Raw genomic sequence first — 19,037 nt, 5'->3', positions numbered from 1 at the left:
ATGCTGTACTCGAGCCTCAGTTTCATGAGGTTCTGAGACAGCAATCAATGAAAAAGCCACCGATGCTGGAAGGCCGGACCGATCCGGTATTCGACCTGCTGGGGAAGTCTCCCCACAAAGAACGTCTCTCGGAATACCTCGCCCTGCTGAGGCCGCTGGATGATCAATGGCGCTATCGACCTTTCAATGAATTGCGCTACCGCTGGGCGCCGGGGCTGGATTCAAATCTGTGCTGGGCGCTGGTGAAGAAGGCGCGTGTTGCGCAGTACTCAAGTCTACTGCCGCTGGGCGAGCCGCTTCGGTGGGGGCAATTCATGCTCACACCGCTGGCGCAAAAAGCGATTTCTGCTGTTGACCGGCAAGCAACGACGGCCGCGCTGGAATTCATGACCAGTCAGATTGGCGAGCATGCGCACTTCAGCTATCTGCTTAACGACCTGATCGAAGACGAAGCCATCAGCAGCAGTCAGCTCGAAGGTGCGGCGACGACCACGCGGGTGGCCAAGGACATGCTCAAGCGCAAGCGCCTGCCACGCACGCCGGACGAGCGCATGGTGATCGGTAACTACAAAATGATGAATTTCGCCTGGGAAAAGCGCCATGTACCGCTGAGTCCCGAGCTGATATCAGCCATGCACCGGATAGGCGTCGAGGGCATTGATGACACGTTGTATTCGCCGGGGTGTTTCAGGAAGAACGATGACGTGGTGGTACAGGACGGCGAGGGTAATACCGTGCATACACCGCCGCCCACCGCTGGACTGGTGTCCAGACTGCAAGTGTTGTCGACGTGGTTCAACCAGTCCCATCACGATCCCGAGCAAAATGATTACCTGCATCCTTTGATCAAAGGCATCGCCCTGCATTTTGCGCTGGGCTACGAGCATCCTTTCCGCGATGGCAACGGCCGTGTCGCGCGAGCGCTATTTTACTGGTCCATGTTCAAGAATGATTTTTCCGCGTTTCGCTACATTGCCATCAGCATTTTGCTGCGCAACGCGCCGGTGAAATACGGACGCTCTTACCTGAACACGGAAGTGGATGATCTTGATCTGACGTATTTCATCGACTTTCAGTGCGAGGTCATTTTGCGGGCTGTCAGCGGATTTTCCATGGCCTACCGGAAAAGCCTGGCATACGCCGACAGCTTTGACCGCTGGTTAGTGGCGTCCGGTTTTTTTCACCGATTGACCGAGAAACAGCGTGTCATATTCCAGGTGGCCAAGAGCGGGATGGCCAAGGAGTTTACGGCAGTCAACGTGAAGCAAAATCTGGACTGCTCTTACAACACTGCGTCGGGGATCCTGAACAGGTTGGTCGAGTTGGAGGTGTTCGAGAAAAGGAAGATCGGGCGGGAATGGGTGTTCTTCCTGCGATCGGGATTGGCGACCTGATCGTTTGTGGAAGCGAGCAGGCTCGCTTCCACAGGATCCGCGTTAAAACTCAGAGCGTGCCGAACACTTTCTTCGCCAGGCTCGTCGCCGCGGCGGCAGGGTTTTGGCGGATGGTGGCTTCCTGTTTGCCGATCATCTCGAACAGGCCGTTCAGCGCTTGCTCGGTGACGTAGCTTTCGATGTTGGCGCTCTTCGCATCGACCACGCCCATGGTAGCGGCTTGTCCGGCGAACGAGTTGTATTGCTTGGCCAGGCCCACCTGGTCGGTGGCTTGCTTGACGATCGGCAGGAACTTGGCGCGGATCTGTTCGCGGCTGGATTTGTTCAGGTACTGGGTGGCCGAGTCGTTACCGCCGCTGAGAATGCCTTTGGCGTCTTCCACGCTCATTTTCTTCACGGCATCCACCAGGATCGGCTGGGCCTGGGTCACGGCGGTTTCAGCCGCTTTGTTCATGCTGGTTTCCAGCTCATCGACCTGGGCACCCATGCCGAAGGCCTTCATCTTGCTGGCGACCTTGCCCAGTTTGCCCGGCAGTTCGATCTTCACCTCCGGGTTGTTGCTGAAACCGCCCGGCGTGCCGAGTTGTTTCACGGCCAGTTGCGCGCCTTGGGTCAGCGCGTCCTTGAGGCCGCCGGTGGCGTCTTTTTGCGACAGGTCACTGAGCGACAACGCCATCGCGCTGGCGGAAATCATCAGGCCTGCACACAGGCCGGCGAAGCGAAGGGTAGGGCGGAACATGGCGGCTTCCTTGTTCATAAAAAGTGTTCGAAAAATAAATCAGCGGGCCGCATCGACGCGGATCTTCAGCGGCTGCGGATCGCTGCCATCGAGTTTCACCGCGTGATGTTCGGTGGTGATGAACATCAGTTGGCCGTCCACTTCAATGCGCGCGCTGACGGCGTATCGATGGCCGGGTTTGACCTGCGCCGGATCGTAACTCAGATGGAACGGCAGCGGCACCTGGCCCTTGACCGGACCTTTCTGTTCGTCGAGCACCACGGCAGGGGCGTCGGCCAGGGACACGTCCTGCAAGCTGACGCTCAGGGTTGCGGTCGGCGGCAGGGCGATGCGTTGCAGGTAGAAGACTTCGCCGTCGAGGCTGGTTTTGGTGGCGGGGGACATTGACTGGCAGGCGCCGAGCAAAGCGGTCATGGCCAATAGAGTAAGTTTTTTCATGGAAAATCTCCGTTTGAACATTGTGCGAGCGAGGCCGGCTTGCCGGCGAAAGCGTTGTGTCAGACAGCTGATGTGCTGAATGGTAGACCGCCTTCGCGAGCAAGCCCGCTCCCACAGGGATTGCGTCAGGCCTCGGTACGGGTGGCAGCCAGGTCCGCCGCATCTTCACTGCGATGCAACGCAACCTGGCGGATCGACAAACGTATCTCTGCCGGCAGCACCCGTTTGGCCGCGCCCTCGGCCAGTTCGCCGAGCAGTTCGTGATAGCTCAGCTTGCCCGCTTCATCACGCTTGAGCACGTCGAGGTCAAGCAGGGTCTGGATGAAGTGGCGGAACAGACTCTTGTCGAAAAACTCCGGAGCGTTCAGGCCATGCAGGATCGACAAGCGCTGGGCCATTACGGTGCACAAGTCTTCCAGTTCTTCGGCGCTGATGCTGTTCTGGCCGCTGTTGAGCAGCAGGGAAACGGTCATGTAGAAGCGCTGCAAGGTCTGGGCGATGCTCTTCGACAACAGCGTCAGCAACACGAAATGCCGCGAGCTAGGCGCCGGGCGCAGGTAAACGTCGTTCTCGAAACGCAGCAGGCCTTGCTCGACGAACGCTTCGAGCCATTGATCGATCACCGCCTCCAGGTCATCCATCGACCAGCGAATGAACAACTCCGATTGCAAGTACGGATACAGCGCGCGGGTGTAGCGCAGGATCTGCTCGCGGCTCATGCGCGAGGCACTTTGGAAGAAGCTGGCGAGCAAGGACGGCAATGCGAAAATGTGCAGCACGTTGTTGCGGTAATAGGTCATCAGGACGGCGTTTTGCTCGTCCAGGTACAGAATCTTGCCGAGGGCATCGCTCTGTTCGGACAGCAGGTCCATGTCCTTCACGTGTTCGATCAGCGCGCGTCCGTCACCGTCCGGCAGCGTGGTGTGCGGCGAATACGGGACTTTGCGCAGCAGCGCCAGATACAGGTCCAGCACTCGCGCCATGGCGCGGTCGTCCAGGGCCAGTCGGCTGGTGGACAGCAGGGCCAGCGCCACCAGGTTGACCGGGTTGATCGCCGCCGCTTCGTTCAAATGCTGCGCGACTTTCTCGCCGAGGCGATTAGTGGTTTCGTTGAGCCAGGCCGGTTTGAACTGCGGGCCGAGTTCCTGCTCTCGCCAGTCCGGCTGTTCGTTGTCGAGGAATTCCGCGAGTTTGATCGGCTCACCGAAGTTCACCGCGACCTGGCCGAAGCGCTGCTTGAGCGCGCCGATGACTTTGAAAATGTCGAAGATCGATTCTTTCTTCTTGCTCGCGCCGCGCAACTCGCCGAGGTAGGTCCGGCCTTCGAGCACGCGTTCGTAGCCGATGTACACCGGGATGAAAACGATCGGCATGCGCGACGAACGCAGAAAGCTGCGCAGGGTGATCGCCAGCATTCCGGTTTTCGGTTGCAGCATGCGCCCGGTGCGCGAACGGCCGCCCTCGACGAAGTACTCGACCGGGAAGCCTTTGGTGAACAGGGTGTGCAGGTATTCGTTGAACACCGAGGTGTACAGCGGATTGCCCTTGAAGGTGCGGCGCATGAAGAACGCACCGCCACGGCGCAGCAGGCTGCCGATCACCGGCATGTTGAGGTTGATGCCGGCGGCGATGTGCGGTGGGGTCAGGCCGTTGCGGAACAGCAGGTACGAGAGCAGCAGGTAGTCGATGTGGCTGCGATGACACGGCACATAGATCACTTCGTGACCCTGGGCAACATTCTGCACGCCTTCGATGTGGTTGACCTTGATCCCGTCGTAGATCTTGTTCCAGAACCAGCTCAGTACCACTTCCAGAAAGCGGATCGCGGTGTAGGTGTAGTCCGAGGCAATCTCGTTGCCGTAGCGCAGGGCCTGGGCCTTGGCTTTTTCCGCAGAGATGTTCTCGCGCTCGGCTTCGTCGAGGATCGCTTGCCTGACCAGCGGCTGATTGATCAGGCCCTTGACCAGGTTGCGGCGGTGGGAGATGTCCGGGCCGATCACCGCGGCCTTGAGGTTGCGAAAGTGCACCCGCAGGATGCGCTGGGCCATGCGCACGGTGCGCTCGTGGCCCTTGTTGTGCTCGATCAGCTCGCGCAAGTGGATCGGCGCGGAGAACTGCACGCGGGTCTTGCGCCCGAGCACGATGATGCTGAGCAGGCGGCGCAGGCGACCGGTGACGGCCCAGCTGTCGGCGAACAGCAGTTTCCACGGGCTCGACTCGCTGTCCGGCGACTGGCCCCAGAACACGCTGACCGGAATGATCTGCGCATCCTCGGCGGCGTTCTGGCTCAGGGCGCTGACCAGGCGGGTCAGGGTCGGCGGCGCGCCGCGTTTGTCCTGGCGGCCGAGCCAGTCGGGGTCCGGCGTCAGGTAAAAGAACGCGGCGGGTTCGAGCAGGTTGCCCACCGACACCGGCAGCACCGGACGCGGCAGGCCGGCCTTGGTGCACTCGGTGTCGAGCACAGCGAGGTCGGTCAGCGAAGGGTTTTGCAGGACGTAGAACACCGGACGACTGCGGTCGAGGTTGAGGGTGAACGACGACTGATTGATCGTCTCCGAGCGAACCCAGAGATAGAGCAGTCGGCGCAGGGTGCCAAACACAAGACGGCGGAACGGGGAGCGGGTCATACGGCTTCTGCGTGAGTGAATAAAACCGAGCATGTGCTCGGGCGGCGGTTAGTGTGCCGGATTCGTCGAAAATCGGCAAAAAAGCGGCTAAGTAAAGTTGAGTTGAGAGTTTTGCCGCCTGACATATACTCGGCGAGCCCGCACTGGCCAGACAGTGGCACACTCAGTGCAAGCAATGTTCCCGAGGCTTTCCTGCGAAAAGCCCGATCAATAATAAAAAAGGAGTATGAACAGATGGCAACGCGCGAGACCGGCAATGTGAAGTGGTTCAACGACGCCAAGGGCTACGGCTTCATTCAACGCGAGGACGGGGTGGACGTGTTCGTGCACTACCGCGCAATTCGCGGAGAAGGGCATCGTTCGCTGACTGAAGGTCAGCAGGTGGAATACGCCGTGGTGACCGGCGAGAAAGGGTTGCAGGCTGAGGACGTGGTGGGGCTGTAAATCCATTTCTCCAGATCACCCAAAACCAGTGTGGGAGCGGGCTTGCTCGCGAATGTGGTGGATCAGTCGATATAACGTCGACTGATCCACCGCATTCGCGAGCAAGCCCGCTCCCACATGTGGTGGGTGTTGCTACGGCTACGCGGTTTTCCAGGTGATTTCTTCTTCACCGTCCGCGCTGATGCGCATCCAGCGATCCGCGGTCTCCTCACCTTCTTCCTCGACCCAACTCCCCGGCGCGCAACGCACTTCGACGTTCAGTGCGGCAAACGCGGCGCGGGCGCAGGCGATGTCGTCTTCCCACGGGGTCTGGTCACTTTCGAGGTACAGGCTGTTCCACTTTCCTACGGCTTTCGGCAGCCAGGTCACCGGCACGTTGCCGGCCTTGCACTTGTAGGTCTGGCCTTTCTGAACCCAGTCGGTGCACGGGCCCAGCGCTTCGCCGAGCCAGGTCGCAATGGCCTTGTAGTCGACGTCGGCGTCTTTCAGGTAAATCTCGATATCCGGTTGGCGCATGGATGTCCTCACTGCGGGTCTGAAAAATCCATTCGCGGATTTAGCCGGCCTCGAGCCGTTGCTCAAGACCAAAAATTATTGAAGTACGAAGTAATCGTATCGCATCGACACAGTGACCTCGAACGGTTCAGCCTGTTCGATGACCGCCGCCCGGCGTTCGGCACTGGCGCGCCAACCGTGGGGCGTCATGGCCAGCAGGTTGGCGCGATCCTGACCACTGGCCAGCATCAGTTTGAACTCGAGGGTTTCACTGTGTTGCAGCGCCATGCCCGCCGGCACCAACGCCAGATGCTTGTCGTCGGTGTACTCACGCACTTCGTCGTACAGGCGCTCGCGCAACTCCATCAGATGGCCGCTGGTCGGCCCGACTTTCATCAGGCCGCCCCCCGGACTGAGCAGGCGTTTGGCTTCCTCCCAGTCCAACGGGCTGAAGACGCTGGCGAGAAACTGGCAACTGCCCGAGGCCAGCGGCACCCGCGCCATGCTGGCGATCAACCACGTCAGCTGCGGGTTGCGTTTGCAGGCGCGTTTGACCGCTTCCCGGGAGATGTCCAGGGCGTAACCGTCGGCATGGGGCAGGGCCTCGGCGATTTGCGCGGTGTAGTAACCCTCGCCGCAACCGATGTCGAGCCAGCGCTGCGGCGCGTAGCCAGCTGCCAGTTCCGCGAGGCGTTTGGCCACCGGCGCGTAATGGCCGGCGTTCAGAAAGTCGCGACGGGCTTCGACCATCGCCAGGTTATCCCCAGGGTCGCGGCTGTTTTTGTGCTGCACCGGCAACAGGTTCAGGTATCCCTGGCGCGCGCGGTCGAAACGATGCCCGGCGGGGCAGGCCACGCCGTTGTCCACCGCGTTCAGCGGTTCGCTGCAGATCGGGCAGGCGAGCATCAGGCGAGCAACTTGATCAGGGTCTGGTAGTAGATTTCGGTCAGCACGTCGAGGTCGGCGGCCAGTACACGTTCGTTGACCTGGTGGATCGTCGCGTTGACCGGACCCAGCTCGACCACCTGCGTGCCCATGGTCGCGATGAAGCGCCCGTCGGAGGTGCCACCGCTGGTGGACGCCTTGGTGTCGCGACCGGTGATGTCCTTGATGCTCGATGCAACTGCATCCAGCAGGGCGCCCGGCTCGGTGAGGAACGGCAGGCCGGACAGCGCCCAGTCGATGTGCCAGTCCAGGCCGTGTTTGTCGAGGATGTCGGCGACGCGCTTCTGCAGGCCTTCGACGGTGGATTCGGTGGAGAAACGGAAGTTGAACACCGCCACCAGGTCACCCGGGATCACGTTGGTCGCGCCGGTGCCGGAATTCACGTTGGAAATCTGGAAGCTGGTCGGCGGGAAGAAATCGTTGCCATGGTCCCAATGCTCGGCGGCCAGTTCGGCCAGGGCCGGGGCGGCGAGGTGGATCGGGTTCCTGGCCAGGTGCGGATAGGCCACGTGACCTTGCACACCGTGCACGGTCAATTTGGCGCCGAGGGAACCGCGACGGCCATTCTTGACCACATCGCCCACCAGCGTGGTGCTCGACGGTTCGCCGACGATGCACCAGTCCAGGCGTTCCTTGCGCGCGGTAAGACGTTCAACGACGGCTTTGGTGCCGTGATGCGCCGGGCCTTCTTCGTCGCTGGTGATCAGGAACGCGACCTTGCCTTTGTGATCCGGGTAGTCGGCGACGAAGCGTTCGGCGGCCACGGTCATGGACGCGAGGCTGCCTTTCATGTCCGCCGCGCCACGGCCGCAGAGCATGCCGTGTTCGTCGATCAGCGCGTTGAACGGGTCGATCTGCCAGGCAGTGACCGGGCCGGTGGGGACCACGTCGGTGTGGCCGGCGAAGCACAGTACCGGGCCGTCGTGTTTGCCGTGGGTTGCCCAGAAGTTATCCACATCTTGGATGCGCATCGGTTCCAGCTGGAAGCCGGCATCGCCCAGGCGCTGCATCATCTGCTTCTGGCAATCGGCGTCGATCGGCGTCACGGACGGACGGCGGATCAGGTCGATGGCGAGTTGAAGGGTCGGCGAAAGGTCGGCGTGGGCCGTCATGGAAAACTCCGGAGATCATGAATGTGGGCGCGAACTCACTGTGGGAGCCAGCCTGCTGGCGAAGGCGGTGTAGCCGTCAACATAAGCGGTGATTGTTACATTGCCATCGCCAGCAGGCTGGCTCCCACAGGGATGGATATCACGCCACGCCCTGCAAAATGGCGGTTATCTTAAAGCAAAACGGCGGCCATTGGCCGCCGTTTAGTGCATCGGCAAAGATTTAGACTGCCGGTGCCGTTTCCGCTGCGACCACCGGTTTCGGCAGCGAAGACAGGAACGCCATGATCAACGCCGCCAGGTACGGCAGCGACTGCACCAGCAACATGACCACCCAGAAACGCATGTCGTTGCTCGGCAGGCCGTTGACCAGGAAGATTCCCAGCGCCGCGCCCCACAACAGCAGCATGATGAACACCTCTTCACGGGCCTCCGAAATCGCCACCCAGAAGCCATGGTTATCAGCGTTTTTCGGCGTACGGAAGAACGGAATGCTGCTGGTGAAGAAGCCGTACAGCACCGCCTTGGCGATGGTGTGCGACAGCGCCAGGCCGGCCAGCGCAGCACAGAACGCATCCTTGAGGTTCACGCCGACGGCGCGACGGTAAAGGAAGATGATCTTGCCGACCTTGAACACGAACAGTGCCAATGGCGGGATTGCGAAAATCAGCAACGGCGGATCGACCCGTTGCGGCACGATGATCATCGCCGCCGACCACAACAGCGCGCCCACGGTGAAGAAGATGTTCATGCCGTCCGCGACCCACGGCAACCAGCCCGCGAGGAAGTGGTAGCGCTGGCCACGGGTCAACTCGGTGTCTTTGCCGCGCAGCAGGCTGGCGGTGTGACGCTTGATGATCTGAATCGCCCCGTAGGCCCAGCGGAAACGCTGTTTCTTGAAGTCGATAAACGTATCGGGCATCAGGCCTTTGCCGTAGCTGGTGTGGTAGTACGCCGCTGACAGGCCTTTCTCGAACACGCGCAGGCCCAGTTCGGCGTCTTCACAGATGCACCAGTCGGCCCAGCCCAGTTCCTCGAGCACCGAGCGCCGGGTCATGGTCATGGTGCCGTGCTGGATGATCGCGTCACGGTCGTTGCGGGTGACCATGCCGATGTGGAAGAAGCCTTTATATTCCGCGTAGCAAAGCTTCTTGAAGGTGCTTTCGTTCTGGTCGCGGTAATCCTGCGGCGACTGCACCACGGCGATTTTCGGATCGGCGAAGTGCGGCACCATGTGCTTGAGCCAGTTAGGGTCGACGCAGTAGTCCGAGTCGATCACCGCAATCACTTCAGCGTCCTTGGCCGTGTGCGGAATCAGGTAATTCAGCGCGCCACCCTTGAAGCCGGCCAGTGGCGCGACGTGGAAGAACTTGAAGCGTGGGCCCAGGGTTGCGCAATAATCGCGCACCGGTTCCCAGACCGCCGGGTCCTTGGTGTTGTTGTCGATGATCAGGACTTCGAAGTCCGGATAGTCGAGGTTGGCCAGGGCGTTGAGGGTCTGTTTGACCATCTCCGGGGGCTCGTTGTAGCAAGGCACGTGGATCGAGACTTTCGGTCTGTAGTCCGAATCGCCCACCACGGGCAGGAATTCACGCCGACGCTTGTGGGTCCAGACCGCTTCGGCCAGTTCATGGGCCTCGGTCAGCAGGACGATAAACACCCCGAGTGCGCCAAGCGCCAGCAGGAAGCCGACCGTCAGGCTGAACCACGTGCTGTATTGCTGACTGTAGTCATAGCCGATCCACACCAGCACCGAACCGCAAAGGAACGCGATGAAGGTCAGGAAGGTGCGGCCACGTTGACGCAGCGCTGAGCCGTCAATCATCAGCAAGGTCAGGGACAGCAGGGCCAGTACTGCCGAACCGATGGCCAGCACGCGCCATTGCGGGATCGCGACCACCGGCCCTTCGAAGTTGAATTTCTGCTGACGCGCGGCGTTGAACACGCCCCAGTACGCGCCCACCGAACCTTCGTCGCTGGCCTTCCACGGCTGGTCAAACGCCTCGATCACGAAGTAGTTGAAGCCCTGGCGGTTCAGCTTGTTCACCAGCGTGCGCAGGTAGATCGCCTGATCCGCCGGGCTGGCGTCGGTGCCGCCACGCATACGGCCGTTGCTCGGCCAGCCAACTTCGGACAGCAGCAGCGGTTTTTTCGGGAACATCTTTTTCAGATCGCGGGCGCGGTCGAGGACGAACTGACCGGCCTTGTCCACCGGGATGAATTCCCAGTACGGCAGCACGTGCGCGGCAATCAGGTCGACGTGCTTGGCCAATTCCGGGTGTTCTTCCCAGACGTGCCATTGCTCGGATGTGGTGACCGGTACCTTCACCGCAGCGCGCACGCGATCGAGGATCACGCTGAGTTCCGCAGCGGTAATTTCCTTACGGAAGATCGCCTCGTTGCCTACAACCACGCGGACCACACTGCGTGAGGTGTTGGCGATTTCGATGGCGCGGGTGATTTCCCGCTCGTTGCGTTCCTGGTCCGGACTGATCCAGATGCCCAGGGTCACCCGCAGGCCGAATTCTTCGGCGAGCTTGGGGATGTCTTCCAGGGTGCCATCGACCGAGTAAGTACGGATGTTGTCCGTCAGCTTGCTCATGATCTCCAGATCGCGACGCATCTGGTCGTCGGTCGGGTACTGCTCTTTCTGCGGGTACTGGCCTTGCTGGAACGGCGAGTAGGAAAACCCGGAGATCTGTTCAGGCCAGTTGGGAGCGGTGACCGGGCGATTGATCAGCGCCCAGAAGCCGGTAAACAAGGCGGCGATGGCGAGCACCACGACCAGGTTGAGTCCAAATTTACGCGATGACATAGCTATTTCGGGTTCCAAAGGCTGTGGAACGAAGGAACGGTCGGCGGTGTGCCAAGGGCGCGCATCCTACACCGTGCTTTCCTTGACCGTACAGCGGGCAGGGAAAAGCCTGACGTTGGGCAATTCCGTTTCACATAAGTTCTTACACTTGTCGCTTGTCGCTTAGATCTTGTTGCAACGTAGCCCTATAATGCGCGCCGGTTTTTGGGGTAATGGTCATGAGCACAGAAGATCCGCGGTTTGCAGGCATCGCCCGTTTGTATGGCATCGAGGGCCTGGAGCGCCTGCGCGCGGCCCACGTGGCAATCGTCGGCGTTGGCGGCGTCGGCTCCTGGGCGGCGGAAGCCATCGCCCGTTGTGGCGTGGGCGAGATTTCGCTATTCGACCTCGACGATGTCTGCGTCAGCAACGCCAACCGCCAGTTGCATGCGCTGGACAGCACCGTCGGCAAACCCAAGGTCGAGGTGATGGCAGAACGCCTTCGCGGGATCAACCCGGACTGCACCGTCCACGCGGTGGCGGATTTCGTCACCCGCGAGACCATGTCCGAATACATCACGCCGAACATCGATTGCGTGATCGACTGCATCGACAGCGTCAACGCCAAGGCGGCGCTGATCGCCTGGTGCAAACGCCGCAAGATCCAGATCATCACCACCGGCGGGGCGGGCGGGCAGATTGACCCGACGCTGATCCAGGTCTGCGACCTGAACCGTACGTTCAACGACCCGCTGGCCTCGAAAGTGCGCTCGACCTTGCGTCGCGACTACAACTTCTCCCGCACCGTGACCCGTCATTACAGCGTGCCGTGTGTGTTTTCCACCGAACAACTGCGCTACCCGAAACCGGATGGCAGCATTTGTTTGCAGAAGAGTTTTGTCGGCGATGGCGTGAAGCTGGACTGCGCTGGCGGGTTTGGCGCGGTGATGATGGTGACGGCGACGTTCGGCATGGTCGCGGCGACCAAGGCTGTGGATAAGATTGTCGCGGGTGTGCGGCGGCCGGCAGATCGGGTCAAGCCTGCCTGATTGTTTCCTGTAGGAGCATGCTCGCTCCTACCGTTAGCGGTTAGCCCGCCAACTCATTCATCCGCTGAAGCACGGCATTCAGGCCATTGCTGCGCGATGGCGACAGTTGCCGGCTCAATCCAAGCTGATTGAACCAGTCGGGCAAATCCACCTGCTGCAATTCTGCAGCGGATAATCCGTTGACCCGCGCCAGCAGCAACGCCACCAACCCCCGGATCATCCGCGCGTCGCTGCTCGCGGCAAATTGCCAGTGACCGTCCTCCAGCGAGCCCACCAACCACACCTGGCTTTCACAGCCGTGCACGCGGTTGGCGTCGACCTTATCCACATCGCTCAACGCCGGCAGGCCGTCGCCCCATTGCATCAGCAAGCGCGCCCGTTGTTCCCAGCCCGCTGCAGCCTGAAAAGTGTCGAGCGCCGCGACGGCCGCCGCTGGCAGGCTCATCGCAACAGCTCCAGCGCTTGATCCAGCGCCTCAAAGAATCGCTCAAGGTCTTCGGAATCGTTGTACAGCGCCAACGACACGCGAATGGCCCCGGCCAGTTCGAAGCGTTTGAGCAGCGGCATGGCGCAATGATGACCGGCGCGTACCGCGATGCCCTGTTCCGTCAGCAAATGCGCCAGGTCAGCGTTGTGCACACCCTCGACGACGAAACTTGCCAGGGCCAGTTGCGGCTTGCCCAACAGCCGAATGCCGTTGCGCGCCTCAAGGCCTTTCAACAGATAGTCATGCAGCGCGGCTTCATGGGCCGAGACGGCGTCTTGGTCAAGACCGGCGAGGTAATCCAGCGTCGCGCCGAGACCGATCACACTGGAAATCGGCGGTGTCCCTGCCTCGAATCCCAGCGGCGCCGGGCGAAAGCGTGCGTGCTGGTAATCCGCATCGAGCACCATTTCACCGCCGAACTGCCAGTGGCGCAGCTGCTTCAGCGATTCGTGGCGCCCGAACAGCACGCCCAGACCGTCGGGGCCGTAGAGCTTGTGACTGGAAAACACATAGAAGTCGCAACCCAGCGCCTGCACGTCATGTCGGCCGTGCACCACCCCTTGGGCGCCATCGATCACGGTTAGCGCGCCATGGGCCTGGGCCATCGCCAGCAGGGCCGGCAGCGGCTGCCAGGCACCGAGCACGTTGGACAGCTGACTGACCGCCAGTAGACGGGTCTGTGGACCGATCAATGTGGCGGCGGCCTCCAGGTCGATCAAGCCATCGGCGTTTAGCGGCAGGATCACCAGTTTCAAATCGCGACGGTGGGCCAGTTGCTGCCAGGGCAGCAGGTTGGCGTGATGCTCCAGGGCGCTGATGACAATTTCGTCGCCGGGGTTGAATACGTGCTCCAGGCCATAGGCCAGGAGGTTCAGCGCAGAGGTTGCGCCATGGGTAAAGACGATGTGCCCGCAGTCACCGGCATTCAGCCAGTGGGCGACTTTGCTGCGGCTGTCCTCGAACGCCTGGGTGGCATGTGCGCCAGGCAGGTGTTGCGCCCGATGCACGTTAGCCGCGCCGTTGGCGTAGTAATGCGCCAGGGCATCCAGCAGGGCTTGGGGTTTTTGCGTGGTGGCGGCGTTGTCCAGGTAGGTCTGGTCTTGCCGTTGCAGGGCGGCGATGGCCGGAAAATCGGCGCGCCAGGGGGAGGGAATCATCATCTAGTTCGCCTGTACGCCTGACCCTGTAGGAGCGAGCTTGCTCGCGATGGACGTCAACGATAACGCGTGCCACTTGAATAACCGCGTTGCCTTTGCGTTTTTCGCGAGCAAGCTCGCTCCTACAGGTGTCGACTGACGCTTAGTTGTGAGCGTGCAGCGCTTCGTTCAGTTCGATCGCCGATTTGTGGGTTTTGCATTCCACGGCACCGGTTTCCGAATTGCGACGGAACAGCAGATCAGGCTGACCGGCCAGTTCACGAGCCTTGACCACTTTGACCAGTGTGTTGTGCTCGTCCAGCAGCGCCACTTTGGTGCCAGCGGTCACGTACAGGCCCGATTCAACGGTGTTGCGGTCACCCAGCGGGATGCCGATACCGGCGTTGGCGCCGATCAGGCAGCCTTCGCCGACCTTGATCACGATGTTGCCGCCGCCCGACAGGGTGCCCATGGTCGAGCAGCCGCCGCCCAGGTCCGAACCCTTGCCGACGAACACGCCTGCGGAAACGCGGCCTTCGATCATGCCTGGGCCTTCGGTGCCGGCGTTGAAGTTGATGAAACCTTCGTGCATCACGGTGGTGCCTTCGCCCACGTAGGCACCCAGGCGCAGACGTGCCGCATCAGCGATACGAACGCCGGCCGGTACTACGTAGTCGGTCATTTTCGGGAACTTGTCCACCGAGAACACTTCCAGCAGCTCGCCGCGCAGGCGGGCTTCCAGTTGGTGTTCAGCCAGTTCGGCGAGGTCGATCGCGCCCTGGCTGGTCCATGCCACGTTCGGCAGCAGCGGGAACACACCGGCCAGGTTCAGGCCGTGTGGCTTGACCAGACGGTGGGACAGCAGGTGCAGCTTGAGATACGCCTCAGGCGTGGAAGTCAGCTGCGCGTCTTCAGCCAGGATGGTCGCGACCAGCGGCTTGTGGCTCTCGGCCAGACGAGTCAGCAGGGCAGCCTGTGCGGCGTCGACGCCTTTGATCGCTTCAGCCAGTTGCGAAGCCTGGGCGGTGGTGAACGCGATGGCCTGATTGCCTTCGGTGTAACCCAGGACCGGCGCGATGGCCGCGATCAGGTCCGCCGACGGGGTGAGCAATGGCAGTGCGTAAAACACTTCGAGCCAGGCGCCTTGACGGTTCTGGGTGCCGACACCAAAGGCCAGGCTGAATGGGGTAGTGGACATGTAAATACCTCTAACAAAATTGAACGGGCAGGCTTACTTGAGCGCCGCCGCGTAGATATCTGGCTTGAAGCCAATCAGGGTTCGGTCACCGAGATCGAGCACCGGGCGCTTGATCATCGAGGGTTGGGCGAGCATCAGCTCGATGGCTTTCGACTGGTCGAGATCGGCTTTGCGTTCGTCGTCGAGCTTGCGAAAGGTCGTGCCTGCACGGTTCAACACCACTTGCCAGCCGTGCTCGTCGCACCACTGGCTCAGGTGTTCACGGTCGATTCCGGCCGTCTTGTAATCATGAAAGTCATAGCTGACAGCGTGTTCATCGAGCCAGGTGCGCGCCTTTTTCATGGTGTCGCAGGCTTTGATGCCGAAGAGCTGTAGATGCTTGATTTCATTGGGCATAAATTCCTCCCTAAAACTTTCCCAATATCGCCCGAAAATTCAGCCGCCAATTATGCCACGTCGATCCACTCAGCGCCTCGACTGTCGCGGTACAGATCGGTCATTGTGGCCGAAAGGTGAGCGAGCAGTTTCTGGGCATCGCGGCCTTCGAGCTCGTGCAGATGTGCGGCAAGCGAGCGCTATTCGTGAAAGAACGGAGGCTGCTGGTCGAAAATTATCCCCAACTTCGTGCCGGCCTTGTCCCGAGCCTCGGCAAAAAGCCGAGCTCGGGGTGCCCAGCACCACCGGCTGGCCAGCTTTAGTCTGCCCCGCCGCCCGGGCAATGATGCACCAGGTGTTGTGACAGAACGCTATCGCGGCATTGCTTGACTACTTGAGCCAGGTCACCGGTGGGTCAGTGCCACCTGAAAAAGGTTGGAGGGAATGTTGTCCTAACGCCTTTCAATGGTAATCAGCTTTTTATCTACGACTTCGCTCAGGCCATTCCAGGTGCTGACGTCTCACGTGCCGCGACCGGACTCACGCCTGGGACGCTTTTCTCCATCCACGCCTATATGAACTCTGGCGTGATGACTCTTGAAGCGAGTACCACCGGTCACGTTACCGACGCGGTCAGTGGAATAGAAATCAAGTTCGGGGATGCTGCGCGCTCTGGTCGGCATGGCGCGGCCGACCCCGCATGAACACTCGCCGCCGTTGGTTATGCACAAAAAAAGACGAGCTATGCTGTAGCTATCAGTACGATTATTTAAAAACGAACTGAAAGGGAGTTCTACGTGGTTAAGTCGTTTCTTAGGCGTACGCTAAAACATATTCCTGGCAAAGTTTCGTTTTACATCGAAAGTGCCTATGTGCTGTTAAATCAAAGAATCATATTTGATCTTCGGTCTAAGAGATTTTGGTTGGGAACAACAAAAGCTGACCCTGAAAAAGAGAAATTGCTATCCCAGTTGAGCAAGCTCGGGTATGTAACTATTCCTGATTATAAAAGTCGTGATTGGTGCAATTTGGCGGCTTCCGAGTTGATCGCGGCGCTGGGTAATGACGATACGGCAACTCATACCGCTGAGGACGATAGAGTTTTCGGTATTGAAAGGGCTTCTTCGACTGCCGCCGAGTTTGCACATGATCCGTTTCTTAGCGGAATATCGTCTGATTATGCTCGTTCCGATGAGCGCCTTCTATTTTGTATGGCGAATAGAGTGCTTTACAAAGGACCAGGCTCTTATGGCAGCGGTGGGGAATGGCACCGGGACGGTTTCAGGCGACAAATGAAGGCAATGCTGTACTTGACCGATGTAGAAAACGCAGACGGGCCTTTTTCTGTGCTTGCAAAGTCACATCGGTTATCAAATATATTTCGGGATGCTCGCCAGGTCGGCCGATGGATATCCAGCAGGGTTGTGAGTGGCGTAACCTGTACCCGGCTGAAAGACGCAGGCGACAGGTTTGATATTTTGTCACCCGGGAGAGTTGAGAAATTCGCCGTTAAGGCCGGGACGCTTATACTTTTTGATACGTCAACAATTCATGCCGGCCAACCGCCTCAACCCGACGGCAAAGTGCGCTTGGCACTCACTAACTATTACTGCCATGAAAGCATGGTGAATGAGTCGTTAGACTATTATCGTAAATTCGTAAAAGTCCATTAACAAACCCGTATTTAAAGTGCCGGCGAGCACACTTATCGTTTAACCCTGTCCATCAATCAGTTGGTTGTGCCGCGGCAATTGGCCTGCAGCAGTAGTCGCGTGTAAATCGCCGCTTCGCAATGGAGGCCATGCTTTGGAATATGGGGATGTAGTCGTCCGGTATCAAATGGGAGCAGCGGTGCACGCGGTTATCGGCAACAGTGTGTCGTGTGGTGTCAATGGCGTGATGGTCACGCAGCCGCCATCCCGGCGAGCCGGTGCCTGATACACCGCCTTCGCGATCAAGCCCGCACACAAGGGAATGGGCGGTGCTCTGCGGTGATGCGACATTGGTGCAACGGTCATACGGCAGTCTAAGCGGCTAATATGGCACTTCAACGCTGTCGATTGCCCGGGAACCACGCCTTATGCAAACCGCCTACACCGTCCTCATTATGTTGATGCTGGTCAGCGTCTCGCGCCTGGTCGGACGGGTGATTCCATTACCTTTGCCGTTGGTGCAAATCGCGGCAGGTGCCTTGCTGGCCTGGCCGACGCTCGGCCTGCACGTGGCGCTGGACCCGGAATTGTTTCTTTTCCTGTTCCTGCCGCCGTTGCTGTTTTCCGACGGCTGGCGCATGCCCAAGCGTGAACTGTGGCGTTTGCGCGGGCCGATCCTGACCCTCGCCGTTGGTTTGGTGCTGTTTACCGTGGTCGGCGCCGGGTATTTCATTCATTGGCTGATACCGACCATTCCGCTGCCGGTGGCCTTTGCCTTGGCGGCGGTGCTGTCGCCGACGGATGCCGTGGCGGTGTCGGCGATTGCCCAGAACCGCTTGCCGACGCCATTGATGCACATGCTGCAGGGCGAGGCGCTGATGAACGACGCCTCGGGCCTGGTGACGTTCAAGTTTGCCCTGGCCGCAGCGGTGACTGGCGTGTTTTCGCTGGCCAACGCCAGTTTGACTTTCGTGTTGGTCGCGGTCGGTGGTCTCGCCGTCGGTGTAGCCCTGAGCTGGCTGGTCGGGCGCTTGCGCTCGTGGATGGTGGCGCGAGGCTGGGATGACCCGGCAACGCACGTCGTGTTCATGTTGCTGCTGCCGTTTGCCGCGTACGTGCTGGCCGAACGACTGGGCGCCTCGGGCATCTTGTCGGCGGTGGCGGCGGGCATGATGCAGAGCTGGCTTGACCTGCTGCCGCGCCAGACCAGCACCCGCTTGCTCAATCGCAGCGTCTGGTCATTGTTGGAGTTCGCCTTCAACGGCCTGATCTTCCTGCTGCTGGGCCTGCAGCTGCCGGACATCATCAAGGCGGTGGCCAGCCACGAAACCTCCTTGTGGCCGACGCTCCTGTATCGCGGCCTCGATGTGCTGGCGATTTTCCTGGTGTTGCTGGTGCTGCGGTTTGTCTGGGTGCAGAGCATCTGGCGCTTGTCGAGTCTGTTGCGCCGCTGGCGTGGTCAGGACGAAATGGTGCGGATGCCGACCGCGCGTTCGTGCTGGCTGCTGACGGTCGGCGGGGTGCGCGGGGCGGTGACGCTGGCGGGCGTGTTGTCCGTGCCGATGTTGATGGCGGGTGATGCGTTTCCTGAACGCGACCTGCTGATTTTCATTGCGGCCGGGGTCATCCTGCTGTCGCTGATCGCCGCCTGTATTGCGTTGCCCCTGTTGCTACGCGGCATTGAAAAGAGCCCGGACGACAAGCGCCGCGGCGAAGTGCGCGATGCCTGGCGCAAAACCGCGGAAGCGGCGATTCATGCGCTGGAAGCCGAAGAGGTCAACCCGCAGGACGCGGCCCAGGCCGCCCTGGCCATTGAACTGAAGGCGCGGATCATGGCCGAATATCGGCATCAGCTGGAGGTGTTCAACGACTCGGCGGAAGCCCAGGCGCTGGCGTTTCAGATGGATTTGCTGGAGCGGCGTCTGCGTTTGAAGGCGCTGCGGGCGCAGCGCCTGGAGTTGTACAGCCTCAGTCGCCATCACCAGATTGGTGATGACGTGTTGCGAGAAGTGTTGGGGGAGCTGGATCTGAGCGAGGCCAATCTTGGCCCGGTGAAATAAAACCTGTAGGAGCGAGCTTGCTCGCTGTGAACGACGGTACACCGCGGGGCGTCAGGCGCCCTGCGTGATCGTTGACGACCATCGCGAGCAAGCTC

16 protein-coding genes are annotated in these 19,037 nt (G+C 60.4%); 5 read left to right on the top strand and 11 right to left on the bottom strand.

The features are described 5' to 3' along the window. Positions 1 to 47 precede the first annotated feature (47 nt). A complete protein-coding gene (locus tag NTD84_RS12835) occupies positions 48 to 1,394 on the top strand; it encodes a Fic family protein (protein WP_262165857.1) in 1,347 nt (448 codons plus the stop codon). Between the two features lie 49 nt (positions 1,395 to 1,443). Here NTD84_RS12835 and NTD84_RS12830 read toward each other — a convergent pair whose 3' ends face one another. From NTD84_RS12830 to plsB, 3 genes are all read right to left on the bottom strand, one after another. Beyond that, positions 1,444 to 2,133, bottom strand: coding sequence for a DUF4197 domain-containing protein (locus NTD84_RS12830; protein WP_262165855.1), 690 nt, complete (start codon positions 2,131 to 2,133; stop codon positions 1,444 to 1,446). 39 nt (positions 2,134 to 2,172) lie between these two features. Continuing rightward, complete coding sequence (locus tag NTD84_RS12825; protein WP_262165853.1) at positions 2,173 to 2,571, bottom strand: YbaY family lipoprotein; 399 nt, start codon at positions 2,569 to 2,571, stop codon at positions 2,173 to 2,175. Positions 2,572 to 2,696: 125 nt separating this feature from the next. After that, positions 2,697 to 5,198, bottom strand: a complete 2,502-nt coding sequence (gene plsB / locus NTD84_RS12820) for a glycerol-3-phosphate 1-O-acyltransferase PlsB (RefSeq protein WP_262165851.1) — start codon at positions 5,196 to 5,198, stop codon at positions 2,697 to 2,699. A 234-nt stretch (positions 5,199 to 5,432) separates the two neighbouring features. Between plsB and NTD84_RS12815 the strand changes: the two genes are divergently transcribed. Next, positions 5,433 to 5,642 carry a cold-shock protein gene (locus tag NTD84_RS12815; protein ID WP_007964248.1) on the top strand — a complete coding sequence of 70 codons (210 nt, stop codon included), beginning with the start codon at positions 5,433 to 5,435 and terminating at the stop codon, positions 5,640 to 5,642. A 138-nt stretch (positions 5,643 to 5,780) separates the two neighbouring features. On the opposite strand, the gene NTD84_RS12810 is transcribed toward NTD84_RS12815, so the two are convergent. The 4 genes from NTD84_RS12810 to NTD84_RS12795 all read right to left on the bottom strand — a co-directional run bounded on the left by NTD84_RS12810 (position 5,781) and on the right by NTD84_RS12795 (position 11,006). Beyond that, complete coding sequence (locus NTD84_RS12810; RefSeq protein WP_262165848.1) at positions 5,781 to 6,158, bottom strand: hypothetical protein; 378 nt, start codon at positions 6,156 to 6,158, stop codon at positions 5,781 to 5,783. Between the two features lie 75 nt (positions 6,159 to 6,233). Then, a complete protein-coding gene (locus NTD84_RS12805) occupies positions 6,234 to 7,043 on the bottom strand; it encodes a putative RNA methyltransferase (protein WP_262165846.1) in 810 nt (269 codons plus the stop codon). After that, on the bottom strand, positions 7,043 to 8,194 hold the full coding sequence (dapE, locus tag NTD84_RS12800; protein ID WP_262165843.1) for a succinyl-diaminopimelate desuccinylase: 1,152 nt from the start codon (positions 8,192 to 8,194) through the stop codon (positions 7,043 to 7,045). Before dapE ends, NTD84_RS12805 begins: the two co-directional genes overlap by 1 nt. Before the next feature lie 220 nt (positions 8,195 to 8,414). After that, on the bottom strand, positions 8,415 to 11,006 hold the full coding sequence (locus NTD84_RS12795; RefSeq protein ID WP_262165840.1) for a glycosyltransferase: 2,592 nt from the start codon (positions 11,004 to 11,006) through the stop codon (positions 8,415 to 8,417). Positions 11,007 to 11,224: 218 nt separating this feature from the next. Between NTD84_RS12795 and tcdA the strand changes: the two genes are divergently transcribed. Beyond that, positions 11,225 to 12,034 (top strand): tRNA cyclic N6-threonylcarbamoyladenosine(37) synthase TcdA, encoded by an 810-nt coding sequence (gene tcdA / locus NTD84_RS12790; RefSeq protein WP_262165837.1) that lies wholly within the window; start codon positions 11,225 to 11,227, stop codon positions 12,032 to 12,034. A gap of 40 nt (positions 12,035 to 12,074) precedes the next feature. Here the strand turns inward: tcdA and NTD84_RS12785 are convergent, their stop codons facing one another. The 4 genes from NTD84_RS12785 to NTD84_RS12770 form a co-directional block, all read right to left on the bottom strand. Further along, entirely contained in the window at positions 12,075 to 12,479 is a 405-nt protein-coding gene (locus NTD84_RS12785; protein ID WP_262165834.1) for a SufE family protein, read from the bottom strand. Further along, positions 12,476 to 13,681: an aminotransferase class V-fold PLP-dependent enzyme gene (locus tag NTD84_RS12780; protein WP_262165832.1), complete on the bottom strand. Its 1,206-nt coding sequence runs from the start codon at positions 13,679 to 13,681 to the stop codon at positions 12,476 to 12,478. Before NTD84_RS12780 ends, NTD84_RS12785 begins: the two co-directional genes overlap by 4 nt. Positions 13,682 to 13,820: 139 nt before the next feature. Next, positions 13,821 to 14,855, bottom strand: a complete 1,035-nt coding sequence (gene dapD / locus NTD84_RS12775) for a 2,3,4,5-tetrahydropyridine-2,6-dicarboxylate N-succinyltransferase (protein WP_262165829.1) — start codon at positions 14,853 to 14,855, stop codon at positions 13,821 to 13,823. A gap of 33 nt (positions 14,856 to 14,888) precedes the next feature. Next, complete coding sequence (locus tag NTD84_RS12770; protein ID WP_262165826.1) at positions 14,889 to 15,251, bottom strand: ArsC family reductase; 363 nt, start codon at positions 15,249 to 15,251, stop codon at positions 14,889 to 14,891. A gap of 776 nt (positions 15,252 to 16,027) precedes the next feature. Here NTD84_RS12770 and NTD84_RS12765 point away from each other — a divergent pair. Together NTD84_RS12765 and NTD84_RS12760 are read left to right on the top strand one after the other, a co-directional pair. Beyond that, the gene (locus NTD84_RS12765; protein ID WP_262165824.1) at positions 16,028 to 16,903 is read left to right on the top strand and encodes a phytanoyl-CoA dioxygenase family protein; all 876 of its coding nucleotides are present in this window, start codon (positions 16,028 to 16,030) and stop codon (positions 16,901 to 16,903) included. A 407-nt stretch (positions 16,904 to 17,310) separates the two neighbouring features. Beyond that, complete coding sequence (locus NTD84_RS12760; protein WP_262165823.1) at positions 17,311 to 18,942, top strand: Na+/H+ antiporter; 1,632 nt, start codon at positions 17,311 to 17,313, stop codon at positions 18,940 to 18,942. The last annotated feature ends 95 nt before the right edge of the window (positions 18,943 to 19,037 follow it).

This window comes from Pseudomonas sp. 14P_8.1_Bac3, assembly GCF_025466085.1.
Taxonomy (GTDB): Bacteria; Pseudomonadota; Gammaproteobacteria; order Pseudomonadales; family Pseudomonadaceae; genus Aquipseudomonas.
This window is presented reverse-complemented; position numbering and strand designations above follow the sequence as displayed.